Raw genomic sequence first — 16451 nt, 5'->3', positions numbered from 1 at the left:
GGAGATGAAAACACCCCCCATGGAGCCAACGCACACCGTTGTTGGGCTCGGCGGCCGGACCGCCGGGCAAGAGAGAAGGAGTTGATCGGCCATGCAGGCCAAAGCGAGCAAACTGTGGGCGTCGGCACTGTCTGAAGCAGCGCCGACGCCGTACTGGACCGACCGGCCGGACCGGCCTGCGCCCACGGAGCCGCTGACCACCGCCACCGACGCCGATCTGGCCGTCATCGGCGGCGGCTACAGCGGGCTCTGGACGGCATTGATCGCCAAGGAAAGAAATCCGGGCACCGATGTGGTGCTCGTCGAATCCGCCATGTGCGGGCACGCGGCCTCCGGCCGCAATGGCGGCTTCTGCGCCGCCAGCCTCACCCACGGGCTCGCCAATGGCATGGACCGCTTCCCCGACGAGATCGACGATCTCGAACGCATGGGGCGGGAGAACCTCGACGCCATCGAGGCCGCCATTCGCCGCTACGGCATCGACTGCGACTTCGAGCGCACCGGGGAACTGGAGGTCGCCACCGAACCGCATCAGCTCGAATGGCTGCGGGAGAGCCATGACGCGGCGGTCGCGCTCGGCTATCGCAGTGAATTGCTCAGCGCCGCAGAGGTGCAGAACCTGGTGCACTCCCCCACCTATCTGGGCGGGTGGTGGGATCGCGACGGCGTCGCCATGCTCGACCCGGCCCGGCTGGCCTGGGGATTGCGCCGCGCCTGCCTGGAACTGGGCGTGCGCATCTACGAAGGCACGCCCGTGCAGCGCATTTCGAAGTCGAACGGCAAGCTGACCATGCACACGCCGCACGGCGAAGTGCGGGCGCCGCGAGTCGCCCTGTGCACCAGCGCCTTCCAGGGGCCGCTGGCCAAGGTGTCGCGACACGTGGTGCCGGTCTACGACTATGCGCTCATGACCGAGCCGCTGACCGAGGAGCAGCTGGAATCGATCGGCTGGGGCCGCCACCGCATGGGGTTGGGCGACGCCTCCTACCAGTTCCACTACTACCGGCTGACCAGCGACAACCGCATTCTGTTCGGCGGCTATGACGCGATCTACCACTTCGGCGGCAAAATCGCCCCCGACCTGGAGTACAACGAGGAAACCTTCGAAAGACTCTCCGAACACTTCTTCCAGACCTTCCCGCAATTGGACGGTCTGCGCTTCACCCACCGCTGGGGCGGCATCATCGACACCTGCGGGCGGTTCTGCGCCTTCTTCGGCTCCGCCTACAAGGGCCGGCTGGTCTACGCCGCGGGCTACACCGGGCTCGGTGTGGGCGCGACCCGCTTCGGCGCGGAGGTCATGCTCGACAAGTTGTACGGGCTCGATACCGAGCGCACCCGGCTGCGCATGGTGCGCTCCCGGCCGCTGCCCATGCCGCCGGAGCCGTTCCGTTCGGTCGGCATCAATCTCACCCGCTGGTCACTGGCGCGGGCCGATGCGCATCAGGGGCGTCGCAATCTGTGGCTGAAGGCCATGGACGCCACCGGATTGGGGTTCGACAGCTGAGTGCGACGGCCCGGCTCCCGTGCGGAGCCGGGCCGTCCGGCTCATCGGCGAGACCGTCTCGCAATTGTCTCAAAAATAGTTCTATTCGGCCGGTGCGGCGAGGTGCCGGTACACGGTGGCGCGGGATACGCCCAGTTCGGCGGCGATTCGATCCATGGAGTAGTCGCCGGAATCCCGCATGCGGCGCGCCGAGGCGACCATGGCCGCGGACATGGCGCCCGGGCGGCCGCGACCGGACGGCCTGGCGGGAGCCTCGCGCGGCTCCACCCTGATGCGCGATTCATCTTCCGGGGGAACGGTTCCCAGCAGGCGGGCGACCCCCTCGAGAATCGCCGGACGCAGCTCGGCCAAGGGCCGGTCGGCGTAGATCATGACCGGATCGCCCAGCGCCGCGAAGACCTGCGCGGCCCGCACCTGCGCGGCGAAGTCCGGATCCGGCCCGGCAATCAATTCCTGTGCGCTCAGCGCGATCTCGCGCATCCGCGCGAAGGTCGCCGAGTTGGCGGACAAGGCCTGGTCGCGCATCTGCATGCGCATCAGCTGCCGGTGCGCGAGCCAGGCGTCGACCAGCCCCTCGATGGCCGCCCAGCACCGCGCCCGCGGATCCGCGACCAGGCGCGCGGCTTCCACCGCCGCCTTCGACTCCACCAGCAGCGGCTCGACCAGCGCGGCCGCGATATCGGCCTTGCTCGGGAAGTGATAGAGCACGGCCGTTTTCGTCAGCCCCACCCCTTCGGCGATCTCGCGCACGGACACCGGGTAGTACCCGCGCTCGGCGAACAGCTCGAGCGCGGTCCGCAGTATTCGACTGCGCGGATCATCGGTCACGAGACGAATCCTAACCGTTGACTGACCACCGGTCAGTACCGTACCGTCGCGACTGACCAGTGGTCAGCATTTTTGAGACGGGATGTCATCATGCAGAACGCGCGAATTCTGATTTCCGGGGCGGGCATCGCAGGCCAGACGCTGGCGTATTGGCTTGCCCGCCACGGCTTCCGGCCCACCGTTGTGGAACGGGCGCCGCACCTCCCCCGCGGCGGCCAGGGCGTCGATATCCGGGACCAAGCCGTCGAGGTGGCCGAACGCATGGGCATCCTGTCCCGGGCCCGCGCCGCCGCGACCGATACCGCCGGCCTGCGCTACGTGAACGCCGCGGGCCGCGAGGTGGCCCGCGTCGACATGCGCCGCATCCAGCAGAAGTTCAACAGCGCCGATGTCGAGATCCTGCGCGGCGACCTGGTGCGCATCCTGCACGATGTCACCTCCGGCGAGGCCGAATACCTGTTCGGCGATACCATCACCGCCCTGCACCAGGATCCCGGCGGCGTCACCGTCGACTTCGACCACACCCCCGCCCGCCGCTTCGACCTGGTGATCGGCGCGGACGGCCTGCACTCCATCGTCCGCCGCCTCGCCTTCGGCCCCGAATCCGATTTCGTGCGCCACATGGGCCACTACTTCGCCTTCGCCGACGCCGACCCGTCCCTGGGCCCCGCCGGCTGGATGACCATGTTCAACACCCCGAGCCGGCTGGCCGGAATCTACAGCTCAGGAACCTCCCCCGAAGCCAAGGCCTACCTGATGTTCCGCAGCCCCGAGCTGAACATCGACCACCGCAACCCCGACTCCGTGCGCCACGTCCTGACCGACCGCTTCGCCACCGAAACCGCCTGGCACGTACCCCAACTCCTCACCACCGCCCTCGCCGACCCCGACCTCTATTTCGACGCCCTCGCCCAGGTCCACATGCCCACCTGGTCCACCGGCCGCATCGCCCTCGTAGGCGACGCCGCCTACTGCGCCTCCCCCGCCTCCGGCGCCGGCGCCGAACTCTCCTTCCTGGGCGCCTACCACCTCTCCGGCGCCCTGGCCACCGCCGCCGGCAATCACCGCACCGCCTTCTCCCACTACGAACAAGCCCTCCGCCCCCTGGTCGACACCAAACAGAGAATCGGCCCCAACGTCCGCCTCATGATGCCCGAATCCTCCCTCGGCATAACCCTCCGCAACACCCTCGCCCGCATCCCCCTCCTGGAATCCATCACCGGCCTGGGCCGCATCATGTCCCCCAAAACCACCGCCCCCCTCCACAACTACGAACACCCCAACCACACCCGCTGCTGACCGCGACCGCCGGTCACCTCTGTGTAGGGTCGGAGCGTTAGCCCCCTGTACAGAAGCACGGGTCACCCTATGGATACACATCGCCTGCTCTCCCCCTTCGAGATTGCGTACTTCGGCGGTGCGGCAAGGCTCACCGGCGTGCCGAAAAGCGAAGTGCCGCTGTTCATCGGCACCACGGTGCGCGGCGAAGTCGATATCGACATCCTGCGGCTCGTGCTGGACGAGCTCGCCGCCGGGCATGCATTGCTGCGCGCGGTACTCGTCGACGACCCCGGCGGTGCGCCACGATTCGAACTGCGCGCGGACCATCGGCCCACGCTCGAGGTGACCGAAGGCGGCGACGACGCCTACCGGAGGTTGATCAACAGCGAACCGGATTGGAGCGCCGGGTTTTTCGCGGCGCGGGTGCTGCGCGACGGAGACCGCACCCAGATCGTGCTGATCGTGCACCACGGCATGTCCGACGGGCGCTCGATGTTCGCGCTCGTCGATGAAATGTGGCAGCGCTACAGCGCACATCTGGCGGGTTCGCCCCTGCCGCTGTTCGACGGCGACCGCGCCCTGATCGACGGCGCGGACGCGCAATTGATGCGCACCGTCACCGACGCCGAGGTGGACGCGTTCATCGCCCAGCTCAACGCCATCGCGCTCGCTCCGGAGAGTGCGGCCGCCGCCCCTCGCCAGGTGGTGCGCGACGGCGAGGGCAACGGTGATCCGCTGGGGCGATTTGCGGTACGCCGCATCGAACTGACCGCGGCGGAGACTGCGGATCTCGTCACCCTCGCACGCGCACAAGGCTTCTCGGTGAGCAGCCTGATCACCGGCGCGGCACTGATGGCGGTGCGCCCGCACCTCGACGCCGGCGCCGGTCCGGTGCCGATGCTGGCCGGGCACGCAGTGGACGTGCGCTCCTATCTGGTTCCGCCGGTCCCCACCACCACGGTGCTGTGTTGCGTGGCCGGTGTCGCCACCCCGGTCGTCGCGAGCGCGGATTCGGACCCGATCGAGCTGGCGAAAATGGTGGACGCCGGTATGCGGGCCGCACTCGAGCTGAAGTTCCCGGCCCTCTACATGGCCGCCACCCAGCGCGACCTGGACGCGGTCACCGCCGCCCTGTTCGCCTCACCCCCGACACTTGGTATGTCCAATGTCGGTCGGCTGCACGCACATTCGCTACCGGAAGGCCTCGAATTCGTCCGCGACGACATGTTCGCCATGGCCAAAGGCATGGCGCCGAAGATGACCATCTTCACCATCGATGACCGTCTCACCATCCAGGTCGAATACGACACCGCCACAAACAGCGACGCGCAGATGATGCAGGTGACCGAGGCGATGCGCGAACAGGTGGCCGGCAGGACGAGACTGCCGCGTTGACGGCGTGAATGAAGGAATGCGATGGCTGGGAGAAGACGGGACCTGTACATGGGCCTGGATCCGGTCGAGATGAACGAGAGCCTGCGACTAGGTCTGTACGCGTTTCGTGTGGCACGCAAAGTGACACAGCAGGAACTCGCTGACGCGGTGCACATCTCCGTCAGCACGCTCAGAAAGTACGAGAACGGGCAGCTCGGAATCCCGAACTCCATGCTCGTGAAGATTCTTCTGTACCTGAAGGTTCCGAGGATCCTCATCCCTAGGATTCCCTGGCTGCGGCTGGAGGCTGCTCGCGATCGAGGAGCTTACCGACGAATCCTTCACAGCGAGCAGCGTGGTTCTGCGCATCCCGGAATCCGGGGAGTACAAGCTGCACGAGATCATCGAAAGCGGGCAGGACTTTCCGACACAGAGTTGGAAGAAGACCAGTTTCGTGCGGGTCGAACCCTAGCGTCCCGAGGATTGCTATCGCAGGTTGGCGATGATGTCTGTCGCGATGGCCGTCATGCCCGTGCGCGCGGACTCGGCGTCCTTCCAACCGTCGCCGCGCACAACAAGGACCCCGTTGCCGCCGACCAGCACGAACAGGCGAGCGTCGACGAGGGCGGGGTTGAGCTTGTTTTGACCGCTGATCATGTGCGCTTCGTGCACTCGCGCGTTCGGATCGAGGTCGGCCGCCGGGAGGTCCGCCTCGGCCGGACTCCGCTGCAGCGCAACGAAACCATCGACGACCGACTTCTTGGCCTGGGCGTAGGTAACGCGCGGATCAGGGGAAAGGGTGAGAGCGACCTCGATACTGGAAACCTCGGCATCGCCGGTGGTGACCGTCCAACTGGGAGAGAAGGTGCTGGACCGGTACGCGCTCGCCCTGCACGCCGCCCCTGGCACGTACCGGTCCAGCACCGTCTTCGATACCAGCTGGCACTCGTCTGTCGGAGCGCTGAAGGCCGGTCCCGGCAGTGGAGCAGCGGTGTCGGAGGACTTTCCGGTACCGACGAGGATCGCACCACCGAGAATGACGGCGACCACGATTGCCGCACCGCCGATCCACGGCCATTTCGGCTTCCCTGGCGGGCGTGCGGTGGTGGCCTGTGCTCGCGGACCCATCAACGTAACTCCGATCTTGATCTGTGGCATCGAACGGTACCGCACCGCGGTGGACGCGGGTGCGTCTGCGTACCAACGGGTTTGACTGCTGGTCCGCACAGCGTGTATCTCACTCTGCTAGGCAGCTTTACAAGCATCCGACGCCGCGAGCCGGGACCGGGTGCGAGGGACGGAGAAGGGTTCATGGCCGAGGAGAAGCCCCGAGACCCGCGAGCGCATGGTTCACGCAAGAACCGGGTGTACCCGCCCTTCGATGTGATCGATGATCCCGACCAGCACATGCAGCAACTGATGGACGCTATCGATGCGACCGCTCAGGTTCTGGGAATCACGCGGGCGGAGATGGCTTCCTGGGTCGGCCAGACCAAGAACAGCATCAACAAGTACCTGCGGTTGGAACGGCGGATGCCGAACGCGATGATCGATACGATCGTCCGCAACCTGGGGATTCCGCTCACCCTGGGCCCCGTCGTCGCCTCCTGCCTGATTCCGAACTCGATTGCGATTCAGACCGGCGGCTTTCCGCCGGTGTTCGACCGCGGAGACCTCGAGCTCTTGGAGTCGATCGGCAATCCGGCGGCGTATGCCCAGGGGCCGCAGCTGTACATCATGGCCACCAATCAGGCATTCAAGGACACCTTCCCGTGGTTTCCCGAGCCGAGCGCGGACGATCGGGTGAACCTGATCGTGGAGATCCTGAACAACCCGGGCGCCCGCGAGAGCTTCGGCGAATCCTGGTCGAGGATGGCCGCGCACGTCGTCCAGTACCTGGTGCTGATCGGCGCCAGCACCGTGCCGCGTGCGGACATCGATCACATCTTCGGGCTCTGTCGGCAGAATCCCGACTTCGAGCGGTTCCTCACGACGGTCCCGGGTGAGAAGGAGTTCAACGAGCCCACCGAGGTCACCGTGCTGTGCCCGGACAACGTCCGCCGACGGCACATCCACAAAGTGCTGAACCAGAAGTGGAACAAGCCCGAAATGTGGGATCTGCTCACCTGGGCGCGGGTGGACTCGTAAGGCACCGGCCTGCGGTGCCGCCCCCATCGCGGCACCGCAGGGCCAACGCCGTCGGGGTGGCGTCGCCGCTCACCCCGACGACCCGTGCGCCGCTGCTCCGGCGAACACCGCACTGTGCTCGCTCCGACGCACGGAGACTCGGCGACCGATCAGTGCCCAGCGAGGGTGGGCGCACAGTCGGCGTGATCAGGGTCTGGTGAAGATCACCGGCTTGTCGTCGTTCTCGACACGATCGGTCACCGGGAACTCGACGCCGATGGCCGGATCCGCTGCCGCCGCGAGCGCTTCGAAAGCGGACCGGCTGTAGTTGCGCAGGCAAGTGATGAAACAGTCGTGCACGGTCGGCGGGATCGCCGCCCACGGCAGCCGCGGGCTCAATGCCATCACCGCGGCCACAATGGGCGGGAGCGTGACGGAACGCACCACCAGCTCGAGTGCCGGCGGCCGGATACCGTCGATCACAACGAATTTCGCGCCCACCCTGGTGCCTTCCGCGATCGCCCGCGCGGCCGGTCCGGGCGGCAGATGATGGAATCCCGCGGCGAACAGCACCAGATCGAAACTGTCATCGGCCGCGTCGATGGCGGTCGCGTCCATGATCCGCACGGTGGCACGCGGATGCGCACCCAACGGTCCAGCCGCCATATCGGCCACCAGCACGGGATCGACGTCCGTAATGGTCACCAGCGCACCGGGATGCAGGTCGAGCAGATGCTGCGACAGCAGCCCGTGGCCCGCGCCCAGCTCCAGCACCCGCGGCTTCGCAATCCCCTCGACCATGCCCCCGATCAGTTCGGCGTTCGCTTCGTGCGTGCCGTAGCGGTCACCGAGATACGCCAGTGCCGCAACGACTTTCTGCTTGACCGAGTCCGGCACATCCGCACGGTCCGTGTACTCCAATCGATCCGTCTGCAACAGCCGATCCAGCCAGTTCGAGTGCGGCCCGCCCCGGGGCATCACCTCGAGATCGAACGAAATCCCCTCTGGCAGCACAAGTTCCCCTACATACGCGAAAAGTGATGCCCAATGATTTACCACATTACCGACAATTTGCGCACATTAGCCTCTCGCGTCTGCTCGGATATCTCCAAACTTGTACATTTTGGGTAACTTCCATCCCCACTTGTACAAATTGGGTAACTTCCACACAATGTGTACACAATAGGAATTCCACAACCGCGGCATTTCATTTAGACTGTGGCGCAACGGCCCCCGACACTCCGGCCCCACGCGGGTCACATTGGCCGGGACCGATAGCGGTGACCAGGGCGGAGGTGGCGCCTTGGTGTGGTGCAAAGCACCGGGGGTGAGGACTGTTGCCGATGCCGGGAATTCGGCACACTGCGGGGATGGGGACGAGTCTCGAGGCGATATTGCTGGATCGGTGGACCGAGTTGGCCGGGCCGATGGCGCGGGAGGTCGGGGAGGATCTGGTGCGGCGGTACAGCGAACCGCATCGGCGGTATCACACGGTGGAGCATCTGGCGGCGATGCTGGCGGTGATCGACGATCTGGCCGGGGATGCCGACGATGTCGATGCGGTGCGGTATGCGGCGTTCTTTCACGATGCCGTGTATGCGGTAGATCGCGTGGACAACGAGGAGCGGAGCGCGCGGCTGGCCGAGGATGTACTGCCGGGGCTGGGGGTGCCGAGCGGCACCGTGGCCGAGGTGGCGCGGCTGGTGCGGCTCACCTCGGGGCATCACCCCGAGGCTGCCGATCGCAATGGCGGGGTGCTCTGCGATGCCGATCTCGCGATCCTGGCGGCCGATGAATCCGGTTATGCCGCATACACTTCCGCGGTGCGGGCGGAGTATGCGCAGGTTCCCGACGAGCTGTTCCGCAAGGGGCGCGCGGCGGTGCTGCAGGGTTTGATGCAGCAGGAGCACCTGTTCCGGACGCCGACAGCGCGCACCCGCTACGAGGCCGCCGCACGTGCCAACCTGGCCGCCGAAATCACGGAGCTCACCGACTGACACGACCGCCCGCTCGACCGGGCAGCGGGAGACGGCGGCTCCGTCATCCCGGCGTGCTCGTGGCCGGGATCCACCGCGAGGCAGTGGATCCCGGCCGAGTACACGCCGAAATAGCGAGGAGGTCCGAACCAGCTGCTCAGAGGAGGCGGGTCGCACCGGTGAGCACGGTGCGCAGGATCTGCTCGATCTCCTCGAACTGGGTGCGGTCGCAGATCAGGGGCGGGGCGAACTGGATGACCGGTTCGGCGCGATCGTCGGTGCGGCAGTGCAGGCCGTTGGCGAAGAGCTCCCGGGAGATGTAGTCGCGCAGCACGCGGGTGGAGTCCTCGGCGGTGAAGCGTTCGCGGGTGGCCTTGTCCTTGACCAGTTCCACCGCCCAGAAGTAGCCCGCGCCACGGACTTCGCCGACGATCGGGAGGTCGCTCAGCTTCTCCAGGGTGGTGCGGAAGAGATCCTCGTTGGCGCGCACGTGGCCGTAGAGGTCCTCGTTCTCCATGATGTCGAGGTTGGCGAGCGCCACGGCGCAGCCCACGGGATTGCCGCCGTAGGTGGAGCCGTGCATGAACGGAACATCCTGGCGCTGGAAGGGTTCCATGAGCTTGTCGCTGATCAGCACCGCGCCCAGGGGGGCATAGCCGGAGGTGAGACCCTTGGCGGTGGTGATGATGTCGGGCTGGTAGCCGAAACGCTGTGCGCCGAAGGCGTATCCGAGGCGGCCGAAGGCGCAGATGACCTCATCGGAGACCAGCAGCACATTGTGGCGATCGCAGATCTCGCGGACCCGCTGGAAATACCCGGGCGGCGGAACGAAACAGCCGCCGGTGTTCTGCACCGGCTCGAGGAAGACGGCGGCGACGGTCTCGGGACCCTCGAAGAGAATCGCCTCCTCGATGCGGTCGGCCGCCCACAGGCCGTACGCCTCGTAGTCGTCGGCGTGCTCGGTGGCCCGGTAGAAGTTGGTGTTCGGCACCCGCTGGGTGCTGGGCACCAGCGGCTCGAAAGGCGCTTTGGCGGTGGGGATTCCGGTGATCGACAAGGCGCCCAGCGAGGTGCCGTGATAGGCCATCGACCGGCTGATCACCTTGTGCTTGGCCGGCTCCCCCGCCAGCTTGAAATACTGCCGCGCGAGTTTCCATGCGGTCTCGACGGATTCGCCGCCGCTGACGGTGAAGAACACCCGGTTGAGATCGCCCGGCGCGGACGCGGCCAGCCGATCGGCGAGCTCGATGGCCGGCGGATGCCCGTAGCCCCACAGCGGGAAGTAGGACAACTCCATCATCTGCGCGGCGGCCGCCTGCGCCAGTTCCGCACGCCCGTGCCCGACCTGCACGGCGAACAGGCCCGCCAATCCGTCGAGATAGCGCTTGCCGCTCGCATCGAACAGGTAGGCCCCCTCACCGCGGACGATGACGGGCGCCTCGGCCTCGTCGCGCCCATTGTGATTGGTGAAGTGCATCCACAGGTGGTCGCGCAGGACGCGAGCGGCATCGTCGGCGGCGACGGGTCTGGATTCGGCGGTGGCGGTCATGGGGACTCCTCGAAGTCGGACTTGCTTCGGTTATCCCACAGTTTCGGCCACTCGGCAACCGATTTCGTTGTTACAAGATTGTCAGCTACGGATTTCGTTGCGAGTTCAGCGCGTGCCCCACTTGTAGGTCTGCTTGCGCAACTTCAGGTAGACCATGATCTCCGCGTGCCGCACCCCGGCCAGCGCCCGGATGCGCGTGGACACCAGATCCAGCAGCGCCTCGTCGTCCGGGCACACCGCCTCGCACAGCACGTCGTAGCGCCCCGCGCACACCACCACATAGTTGATCTCGTCGATGGCGGCCAGCGCATCGGCCACCGGCTGCACCTGACCGTCCACCGTCACCGCGATCATGGCCTGCCGGAACAACCCCACCTGCAAGGGATCCGTGACCGCCACGATCTGGATGACCCCCGCGTCGGCGAGCTTCTGCACCCGCTGCCGCACCGCCGCCTCGGACAGCCCGACCGCCTTGCCGATGGTCGCGTAGGCGCGCCGCCCGTCCTCCTGCAACTGGGCGATGATCCGCTTGGAGATATCGTCGAGCACCGGGGCGCCCTTGCCGGAATTCAGATCGCTCACCCTGGTCATCCTTGCGCAAACCCGCCGGGGCCAACAACCGGAGCCGTCGGCGTGGCGAGTCACCAAGATCGTTTTGCGTCGTCCGACACACTTTCCGCGACGGAATCGGTTGAGCCTCGCGCTTGACCGCACTGATTCGGTCGCCCAGGCTCGGAGGTATCCACAAACACCGCGTCTCCCGGCGCGGTCATCGAAAGGCAAGCAACCGTGAAAGTCGGCATTCCGCGCGAGCTCACCACCCACGAGTATCGCGTCGCCATCACCCCTTCCGGCGTGGCCGACCTGACCCGCCGCGGCCACCAGGTCCTGATCGAGCAGGGCGCCGGAACCGGATCCGCCATCCCGGATACCGAATTCGAAGCCGCCGGCGCCCGCATCCTGCCCACCCCCGCGGATGTCTGGGCCGCCGACCTGATCCTCAAGGTCAAGGAGCCCCTGGAGCCCGAATACGAACGCCTGCGCCCGGGGCAGATCCTGTTCACCTATCTGCATCTGGCGGCGTCGCGGGCCTGCACCGAGGCCCTGCTGGAACGCAAGGTCACCGCCATCGCCTACGAGACCGTGCAGCTGCCCGACGGTTCGCTGCCGCTGCTCTCCCCCATGAGCGAGGTCGCCGGACGCCTGGCCGCCCAGGTCGGCGCGTACCACCTGATGACCCCGTTCGGCGGCCGCGGCGTGCTCCCCGGCGGCGTGCCCGGCGTGGGCGCGGCCACCGTGGTGGTCATCGGCGGCGGCGTGGCCGGTGAGAACGCGGCCGTCATCGCCGCCGGAATGCGCGCGGACGTACGGATTCTCGAGGTGTGCGCGCCGCGCCTGCGCGAACTGGACCGCCGCCACGGCGACCGCATGGCCACCGTCGCCTCCACCGCGCACGCCATCGAGGAACAGGTCCGCGCCGCGGATCTGGTGATCGGCGCGGTCCTGGTGCCGGGCGCCCGCGCGCCCGAGCTGGTCTCCAATGACCTTGTGGCCCAGATGAAGCCGGGTTCGGTGCTGGTCGACATCTCCATCGACCAGGGCGGCTGTTTCGCCGACTCGCACCCCACCACGCACGCGGAACCCACCTACCGCGTGCACGATTCGCTGTTCTACTGCGTCGCCAATATGCCCGGCGCGGTGCCGAGCACCTCCACCCGCGCGCTGTCGAATGTGACCCTGCCGTATGCGGCGGCCTTGGCGGACAACGGCGCTCGCACCGCCCTGCGGGCGGACACGGCACTCGCCAAGGGCCTGGCCACAATCGAAGGAGAGCTGGTCAGCTCACCCGTTGCCGAGGCACACGGACTCCCTGCCACCGCCCTGCGGGACGCGCTGGGCTGACCGCCCCGGCCGCCCGCGGCTCGGGTGCGCACGGCCGAAAGCATGCGCGGCTCAGGACTTCTGCGCCTCGTCCTGCGCGTGCTGGGCCTGGGCCAGCTGCGCCGGGGTGTAGCGCAGGGTGAGCGCGAGCAGGCCCATGACCGCCGTGCCGATCGCGCAGACCAGCAGCACCAGCGTGTACCCGCTGCCGAGCGCGTCGATCTGCAGCGGGGTCATATCGGCGGCCTTGCCATTGGTGCCGCCGAGCGACAGGGTGCGCGACAGTGCGACCGGGCTGAGCAGGCCGACCGCGAACGGGGTGCCCATATTCATGAACATCTGCCCGACCGCCGACAGCGGGCCGATATGGGCCATGTCCACACCGACCAGTACGCACAGCGGCAGAATCACGATGGCCATGCCCACCGAGAAACCCACCACCGATAGCAGAACCAGCAGGGTCGGCACGTACTGGGCCGAATCATCCAGTGTGGAACCGAAATACAGGCCGCAGGCCAGCAGGGTCGCGGCGCCGGCCAGCAGCCAGCGCGGCTGCGCGTACTGCACGGCTTTGGAGGCGACGGCGGTGCCCACACCCGCGCCGAGGGTGAACGGAATACTGGCCAGACCGGCCATGAGCGGGCTGTACCCGAGCACGTTCTGCAGGAACTGCGCCACGAAGAAGGTCGTCGCGCCCAGCACGCCGGAGGCCAGGAAAATCGCGACGAAGGAGATCACGCGGTCCCGGCTGTCGAACAGCGACCACGGCAGCAGCGGGTTGGCGACAGAGCGCTCGGCGAACACGAAGACGATCAGCAGCGCCAGCCCGCCGATGAGCGAGCCCAGGATGACCGGGCTGTCCCAGCCCATCGACGGCCCCTCGGTCGCGCCGAAAACGATTGCGGCACAGGCCACGGTACCCAGCACCGCACCTCGGACATCGAGGCTGATCCGCTGGTGTTCGGTATCGCGCAGCTGATAGATCGCGCCGATCACGATGAGAATGCCGATCGGCACGTTGATCCAGAAGATCCAGCGCCAATCCCATTCGGTCAGGGCGCCGCCGAGCACCAGGCCGCCCACCGATCCGATGCCCACCATGGACCCGAAGATGGCAACCGCCTGATTCCGCGCCGGCCCGGGCGCGAAGGTGCTCGCCACCAAGGCGAAAGCCGTCGGCGCGGCAATCGCCGCGCCCGTGCCCTGCAGCGCGCGAGCCGCGATCAGCCAGGCCTCGTTCTGCGCCATACCGCACAGCGCCGACGCCAGCGTGAACAGCGCGACGCCGAGAATCAGCATGCGCCGGCGTCCGAACGAGTCACCGAGCCGCCCGCCCAGGAGCATGAGCCCCGCGAACGGCAGACCGTACGCCGTGACGGTCCAGGCGCTGCCCGCGCTGGACAGCCCCATCTCGTCCTGCAGCCGCGGCAGCGCCAGAATCATGACGGTGCCGTCGAGCACCACCATCAGCTGCAAACCGCTCAGTACGAGGATGGCGAGCCCGAACGCCCGCGTGGTCACCGGATACTGCATCGTCGCAGCGGGTTTCTCGAGCACCCCGCCACTGTAGTGGATGCCCTCCGCCGGCGAATCGCCGTCACTCGACACACCGCACCCCCACTCGTCGTGCGATCACCCGGAATTGGCGGCGGTAGCCGCCGGGCAGCTCCCGCCGCCGCAGCGGATGTCGCTGCGGCGGAGCCGTCCTCGTATCGCGCCCGCCCATTGAGCGCGGCACTCCCCCGCCGCATCGCGAAATGCGCCCCGGCCCTGGGCGCGCGGCTACGATCGCTACATCACGGCAGGTATCGCCGCGCGCTGCGAAGGAGTTGGCCGTGTCCGAGAGACCGCCACGCCGCACCATCTCCCTGCCCGTCTGCCTGGGGCTGCTGGCGGTCGCCGTCGTCGAGCTCGTCATCGCCTGGATCATGGTCGCGACCGGGGCGCCGGATCTCGCGGTCGTGCTGGTGCTGCTGGTCGCGGTGGTCATCGGCACGGGCGGGCTGCTGGGCACGGCCCTCTGGCTCGCCCTGCGGCGCCGCTGAACCCGGATCAGCGCGGGCTCGCCGCGGCGGGCTCGCCCTCCGGCGCTCCGGCGGTGAAACCGGCGGTGGGGCCGATGACGATGATGGCGGGCGGGCGAATGCCCTCGGCGCGGACCCGTTCGGCCACGGTGGACAGGTCGGCGCGCACGATGCGCTGGGTGCGCAGGCTGCCCTCCTGGATCACGGTGACCGGGGTGCCGGCGGCGCGGCCGCCGTCCAGCAGGGCGGCGGCGAACTTGTCGATGCGCTCGACCGCCATGAGCAGGACGAGGGTGCCGCGCAGGCGGGCCAGGGCCGGCCAGTCGACCAGGGAATCCGGGTGGTCGGGGGCGACGTGGCCGGAGACGACCACGAATTCGTGGGTGACGCCGCGATGGGTGACCGGGATCCCGGCCAGGGCGGGCACCGAGATGGCGCTGGTGACGCCGGGGACCACGGTGACCGGAACGCCGGCGTCGACGCAGGCCTCGAGCTCCTCGTAGCCGCGGCCGAAGACATAGGGGTCGCCGCCCTTGAGGCGGACCACGAACTTCCCGGCCTTCGCGCCCTCGATCAGCGCGGCATTGATGGCCTCCTGCGCCATGGCCCGGCCGTAGGGGATCTTGGCGGCGTCGATCACCTCGACGTCCGGGCCGAGTTCGGCCAGCAGTTCCTGTGGCACGAGCCGGTCGGCGACAACGAGATTCGCACGCGCCAGCAGGCGGCGGCCGCGCACGGTAATGAGATCCGGATCGCCCGGACCGCCGCCGACGAGCACCACGCCGGGGGTGACGGGAGCCGAATCATCGGTGACCACACCGGATTGCAGCGCTTCCAGCAGTGCGGTGCGGACCGCGGCCGAGCGGCGGTGCTGGCCGCCGGCCAGCACGCCGAGGGTCATGCCGTCGTAGCGGGCGGTCGCGGGGGTGACGGCCGTGCCCAGCCGGGCGGTGTCGGCGCGCACGCAGAACACGCGGCGGCGGGTGGCCTCCGCGACGACCGCGGCATTGGTCTCGGGTTCGTCGGTGCAGGCCATGGCGTACCAGGCGCCGTCCAGATCGCCGTCGGCGTAGGGCCGCAACTCCAGGGTGATCTGGCCGGAGGTGGCCATGCCCTCGACCGCCGGGGTGGCCTCGCGGGTGATGACGTGCACGTCCGCGCCGGAGGCGATGAGCAGGCCGAGGCGGCGCTGGGCGACGGTTCCGCCGCCGACGACCACGACGCGGCGGCCGTTCAGATCGAGCCCGACCAGGTAGTTCGGGTCTCCAACGGGCTGGTCATCGGCTGCGGCTGACGTGTGTGGCACAAGGATTGAGCCTACGGGCTGGATCGGCGGGGGCATCAACCGCCCGGCGTCCGTGCGGCAACCGATAGAAACCTCACCGGGCGACCCGGGCCGGAGCCCGCCGCCGCGGTCGCGCGGCACGCGGGCGCCGGGCCGCGGCGGGATCAGATGCGGCTGTAGACCTTGGTGGGGGTGATCCGGACGATCACGCGCTCGGCGTCGTCGACGGAGGCGGGATTGAATTCGGCGTACTTCTTGCCGGTGAAGTGCAGGCTGGCGCGATCGGGCAGTTCGCGGGCCGGATCGGGTTCGATGGTCACCTTGCCGCGGATCTCGGCGTAGACGAACGGGCGGTCCGGCGGCAGGATCAGGACGGTGGCGCGGGGATCGCGAACCAGGTTCTTGTACTGCTGGCGCGACACCGTGGTGGAGTAGATCAGGTCCTGGCCATCGCGGAGCAGCCAGACGACGGTGAGGTGCGGTTGGCCGTCGGCGCCGATGGTCGCCACGGTGGCGTAGACCTTCGATTCGTCGACGTACTTCTCGAGTTCCTCCGGGAGTGTGGTCACGCGTGGAGTGAACGCCGTGGTGCACACGGAGATTCCCGGCGGAGCGTCGT

15 protein-coding genes and 1 pseudogene are annotated in these 16451 nt (G+C 67.9%); 8 read left to right on the top strand and 8 right to left on the bottom strand.

All coding sequences use genetic code 11. From position 1 onward, the window contains the following. Nucleotides 1-91: 91 nt before the first annotated feature. Nucleotides 92-1507, top strand: coding sequence for an NAD(P)/FAD-dependent oxidoreductase (locus ACYQ5L_RS12150; protein ID WP_459957458.1), 1416 nt, complete (start codon nucleotides 92-94; stop codon nucleotides 1505-1507). An 81-nt stretch (nucleotides 1508-1588) separates the two neighbouring features. Here ACYQ5L_RS12150 and ACYQ5L_RS12145 read toward each other — a convergent pair whose 3' ends face one another. Continuing rightward, nucleotides 1589-2335, bottom strand: coding sequence for a TetR family transcriptional regulator (locus tag ACYQ5L_RS12145; protein WP_459957457.1), 747 nt, complete (start codon nucleotides 2333-2335; stop codon nucleotides 1589-1591). Nucleotides 2336-2425: 90 nt separating this feature from the next. On the opposite strand from ACYQ5L_RS12145, the gene ACYQ5L_RS12140 reads away from it, so the two are divergent. The 3 genes and pseudogenes from ACYQ5L_RS12140 to ACYQ5L_RS12130 all read left to right on the top strand — a co-directional run. Then, a complete protein-coding gene (locus tag ACYQ5L_RS12140) occupies nucleotides 2426-3634 on the top strand; it encodes an FAD-dependent monooxygenase (RefSeq protein ID WP_459957456.1) in 1209 nt (402 codons plus the stop codon). 69 nt (nucleotides 3635-3703) lie between these two features. Continuing rightward, nucleotides 3704-5011 (top strand): phthiocerol/phthiodiolone dimycocerosyl transferase family protein, encoded by a 1308-nt coding sequence (locus ACYQ5L_RS12135; protein WP_459957455.1) that lies wholly within the window; start codon nucleotides 3704-3706, stop codon nucleotides 5009-5011. Between the two features lie 21 nt (nucleotides 5012-5032). Next, nucleotides 5033-5248 (top strand): annotated as a pseudogene (locus ACYQ5L_RS12130) (helix-turn-helix domain-containing protein); the annotation flags it as partial. Between the two features lie 228 nt (nucleotides 5249-5476). Here the strand turns inward: ACYQ5L_RS12130 and ACYQ5L_RS12125 are convergent. Then, on the bottom strand, nucleotides 5477-6148 hold the full coding sequence (locus ACYQ5L_RS12125; RefSeq protein WP_459963682.1) for a hypothetical protein: 672 nt from the start codon (nucleotides 6146-6148) through the stop codon (nucleotides 5477-5479). 153 nt (nucleotides 6149-6301) lie between these two features. Here ACYQ5L_RS12125 and ACYQ5L_RS12120 point away from each other — a divergent pair, with 153 nt between their 5' ends. Then, nucleotides 6302-7138 carry an MmyB family transcriptional regulator gene (locus ACYQ5L_RS12120; protein WP_459963407.1) on the top strand — a complete coding sequence of 279 codons (837 nt, stop codon included), beginning with the start codon at nucleotides 6302-6304 and terminating at the stop codon, nucleotides 7136-7138. Nucleotides 7139-7324: 186 nt separating this feature from the next. On the opposite strand, the gene ACYQ5L_RS12115 is transcribed toward ACYQ5L_RS12120, so the two are convergent. After that, nucleotides 7325-8095: a class I SAM-dependent methyltransferase gene (locus tag ACYQ5L_RS12115; RefSeq protein WP_459963406.1), complete on the bottom strand. Its 771-nt coding sequence runs from the start codon at nucleotides 8093-8095 to the stop codon at nucleotides 7325-7327. A gap of 392 nt (nucleotides 8096-8487) precedes the next feature. On the opposite strand from ACYQ5L_RS12115, the gene ACYQ5L_RS12110 reads away from it, so the two are divergent. Continuing rightward, nucleotides 8488-9114: an HD domain-containing protein gene (locus ACYQ5L_RS12110; RefSeq protein ID WP_459957454.1), complete on the top strand. Its 627-nt coding sequence runs from the start codon at nucleotides 8488-8490 to the stop codon at nucleotides 9112-9114. Between the two features lie 136 nt (nucleotides 9115-9250). Here the strand turns inward: ACYQ5L_RS12110 and ACYQ5L_RS12105 are convergent, their stop codons facing one another. Beyond that, nucleotides 9251-10642: an aspartate aminotransferase family protein gene (locus ACYQ5L_RS12105; protein WP_459957453.1), complete on the bottom strand. Its 1392-nt coding sequence runs from the start codon at nucleotides 10640-10642 to the stop codon at nucleotides 9251-9253. Nucleotides 10643-10747: 105 nt separating this feature from the next. Then, the gene (locus ACYQ5L_RS12100) at nucleotides 10748-11233 is read right to left on the bottom strand and encodes an Lrp/AsnC family transcriptional regulator (protein ID WP_379203021.1); all 486 of its coding nucleotides are present in this window, start codon (nucleotides 11231-11233) and stop codon (nucleotides 10748-10750) included. A 198-nt stretch (nucleotides 11234-11431) separates the two neighbouring features. Here ACYQ5L_RS12100 and ald point away from each other — a divergent pair, with 198 nt between their 5' ends. Beyond that, on the top strand, nucleotides 11432-12544 hold the full coding sequence (gene ald, locus ACYQ5L_RS12095) for an alanine dehydrogenase (protein WP_459957452.1): 1113 nt from the start codon (nucleotides 11432-11434) through the stop codon (nucleotides 12542-12544). 51 nt (nucleotides 12545-12595) lie between these two features. Here the strand turns inward: ald and ACYQ5L_RS12090 are convergent, their stop codons facing one another. Next, nucleotides 12596-14056 (bottom strand): MFS transporter, encoded by a 1461-nt coding sequence (locus tag ACYQ5L_RS12090; protein ID WP_459963405.1) that lies wholly within the window; start codon nucleotides 14054-14056, stop codon nucleotides 12596-12598. Between the two features lie 302 nt (nucleotides 14057-14358). Here ACYQ5L_RS12090 and ACYQ5L_RS12085 point away from each other — a divergent pair, with 302 nt between their 5' ends. Continuing rightward, complete coding sequence (locus ACYQ5L_RS12085) at nucleotides 14359-14568, top strand: hypothetical protein (RefSeq protein WP_459957451.1); 210 nt, start codon at nucleotides 14359-14361, stop codon at nucleotides 14566-14568. A 7-nt stretch (nucleotides 14569-14575) separates the two neighbouring features. Here the strand turns inward: ACYQ5L_RS12085 and cobA are convergent, their stop codons facing one another. Continuing rightward, nucleotides 14576-15889, bottom strand: coding sequence for a uroporphyrinogen-III C-methyltransferase (gene cobA / locus ACYQ5L_RS12080; protein ID WP_459957450.1), 1314 nt, complete (start codon nucleotides 15887-15889; stop codon nucleotides 14576-14578). Between the two features lie 107 nt (nucleotides 15890-15996). Further along, complete coding sequence (locus ACYQ5L_RS12075) at nucleotides 15997-16401, bottom strand: PPOX class F420-dependent oxidoreductase (RefSeq protein ID WP_459957449.1); 405 nt, start codon at nucleotides 16399-16401, stop codon at nucleotides 15997-15999. Nucleotides 16402-16451: the final 50 nt, after the last annotated feature.

It is taken from the genome of Nocardia sp. IFM 10818 (assembly GCF_054655275.1).
Note: the sequence above shows the minus strand (reverse complement) of the source record. Positions and strands in the feature narration are given on the sequence as shown.

Bases quoted from the DNA above. Each gene is read 5' to 3' on its own strand.
- ACYQ5L_RS12150 (WP_459957458.1), top strand. From the start codon at position 92: ATGCAGGCCAAAGCGAGCAAACTGTGGGCGTCGGCACTGTCTGAAGCA.
- ACYQ5L_RS12140 (WP_459957456.1), top strand. From the start codon at position 2,426: ATGCAGAACGCGCGAATTCTGATTTCCGGGGCGGGCATCGCAGGCCAG.
- ACYQ5L_RS12135 (WP_459957455.1), top strand. From the start codon at position 3,704: ATGGATACACATCGCCTGCTCTCCCCCTTCGAGATTGCGTACTTCGGC.
- ACYQ5L_RS12125 (WP_459963682.1), bottom strand. From the start codon at position 6,148: ATGCCACAGATCAAGATCGGAGTTACGTTGATGGGTCCGCGAGCACAG.
- ACYQ5L_RS12120 (WP_459963407.1), top strand. From the start codon at position 6,302: ATGGCCGAGGAGAAGCCCCGAGACCCGCGAGCGCATGGTTCACGCAAG.
- ACYQ5L_RS12115 (WP_459963406.1), bottom strand. From the start codon at position 8,095: ATGCCCCGGGGCGGGCCGCACTCGAACTGGCTGGATCGGCTGTTGCAG.
- ACYQ5L_RS12110 (WP_459957454.1), top strand. From the start codon at position 8,488: ATGGGGACGAGTCTCGAGGCGATATTGCTGGATCGGTGGACCGAGTTG.
- ACYQ5L_RS12105 (WP_459957453.1), bottom strand. From the start codon at position 10,642: ATGACCGCCACCGCCGAATCCAGACCCGTCGCCGCCGACGATGCCGCT.
- ACYQ5L_RS12100 (WP_379203021.1), bottom strand. From the start codon at position 11,233: ATGACCAGGGTGAGCGATCTGAATTCCGGCAAGGGCGCCCCGGTGCTC.
- ACYQ5L_RS12090 (WP_459963405.1), bottom strand. From the start codon at position 14,056: ATGCAGTATCCGGTGACCACGCGGGCGTTCGGGCTCGCCATCCTCGTA.
- cobA (WP_459957450.1), bottom strand. From the start codon at position 15,889: ATGCCCCCGCCGATCCAGCCCGTAGGCTCAATCCTTGTGCCACACACG.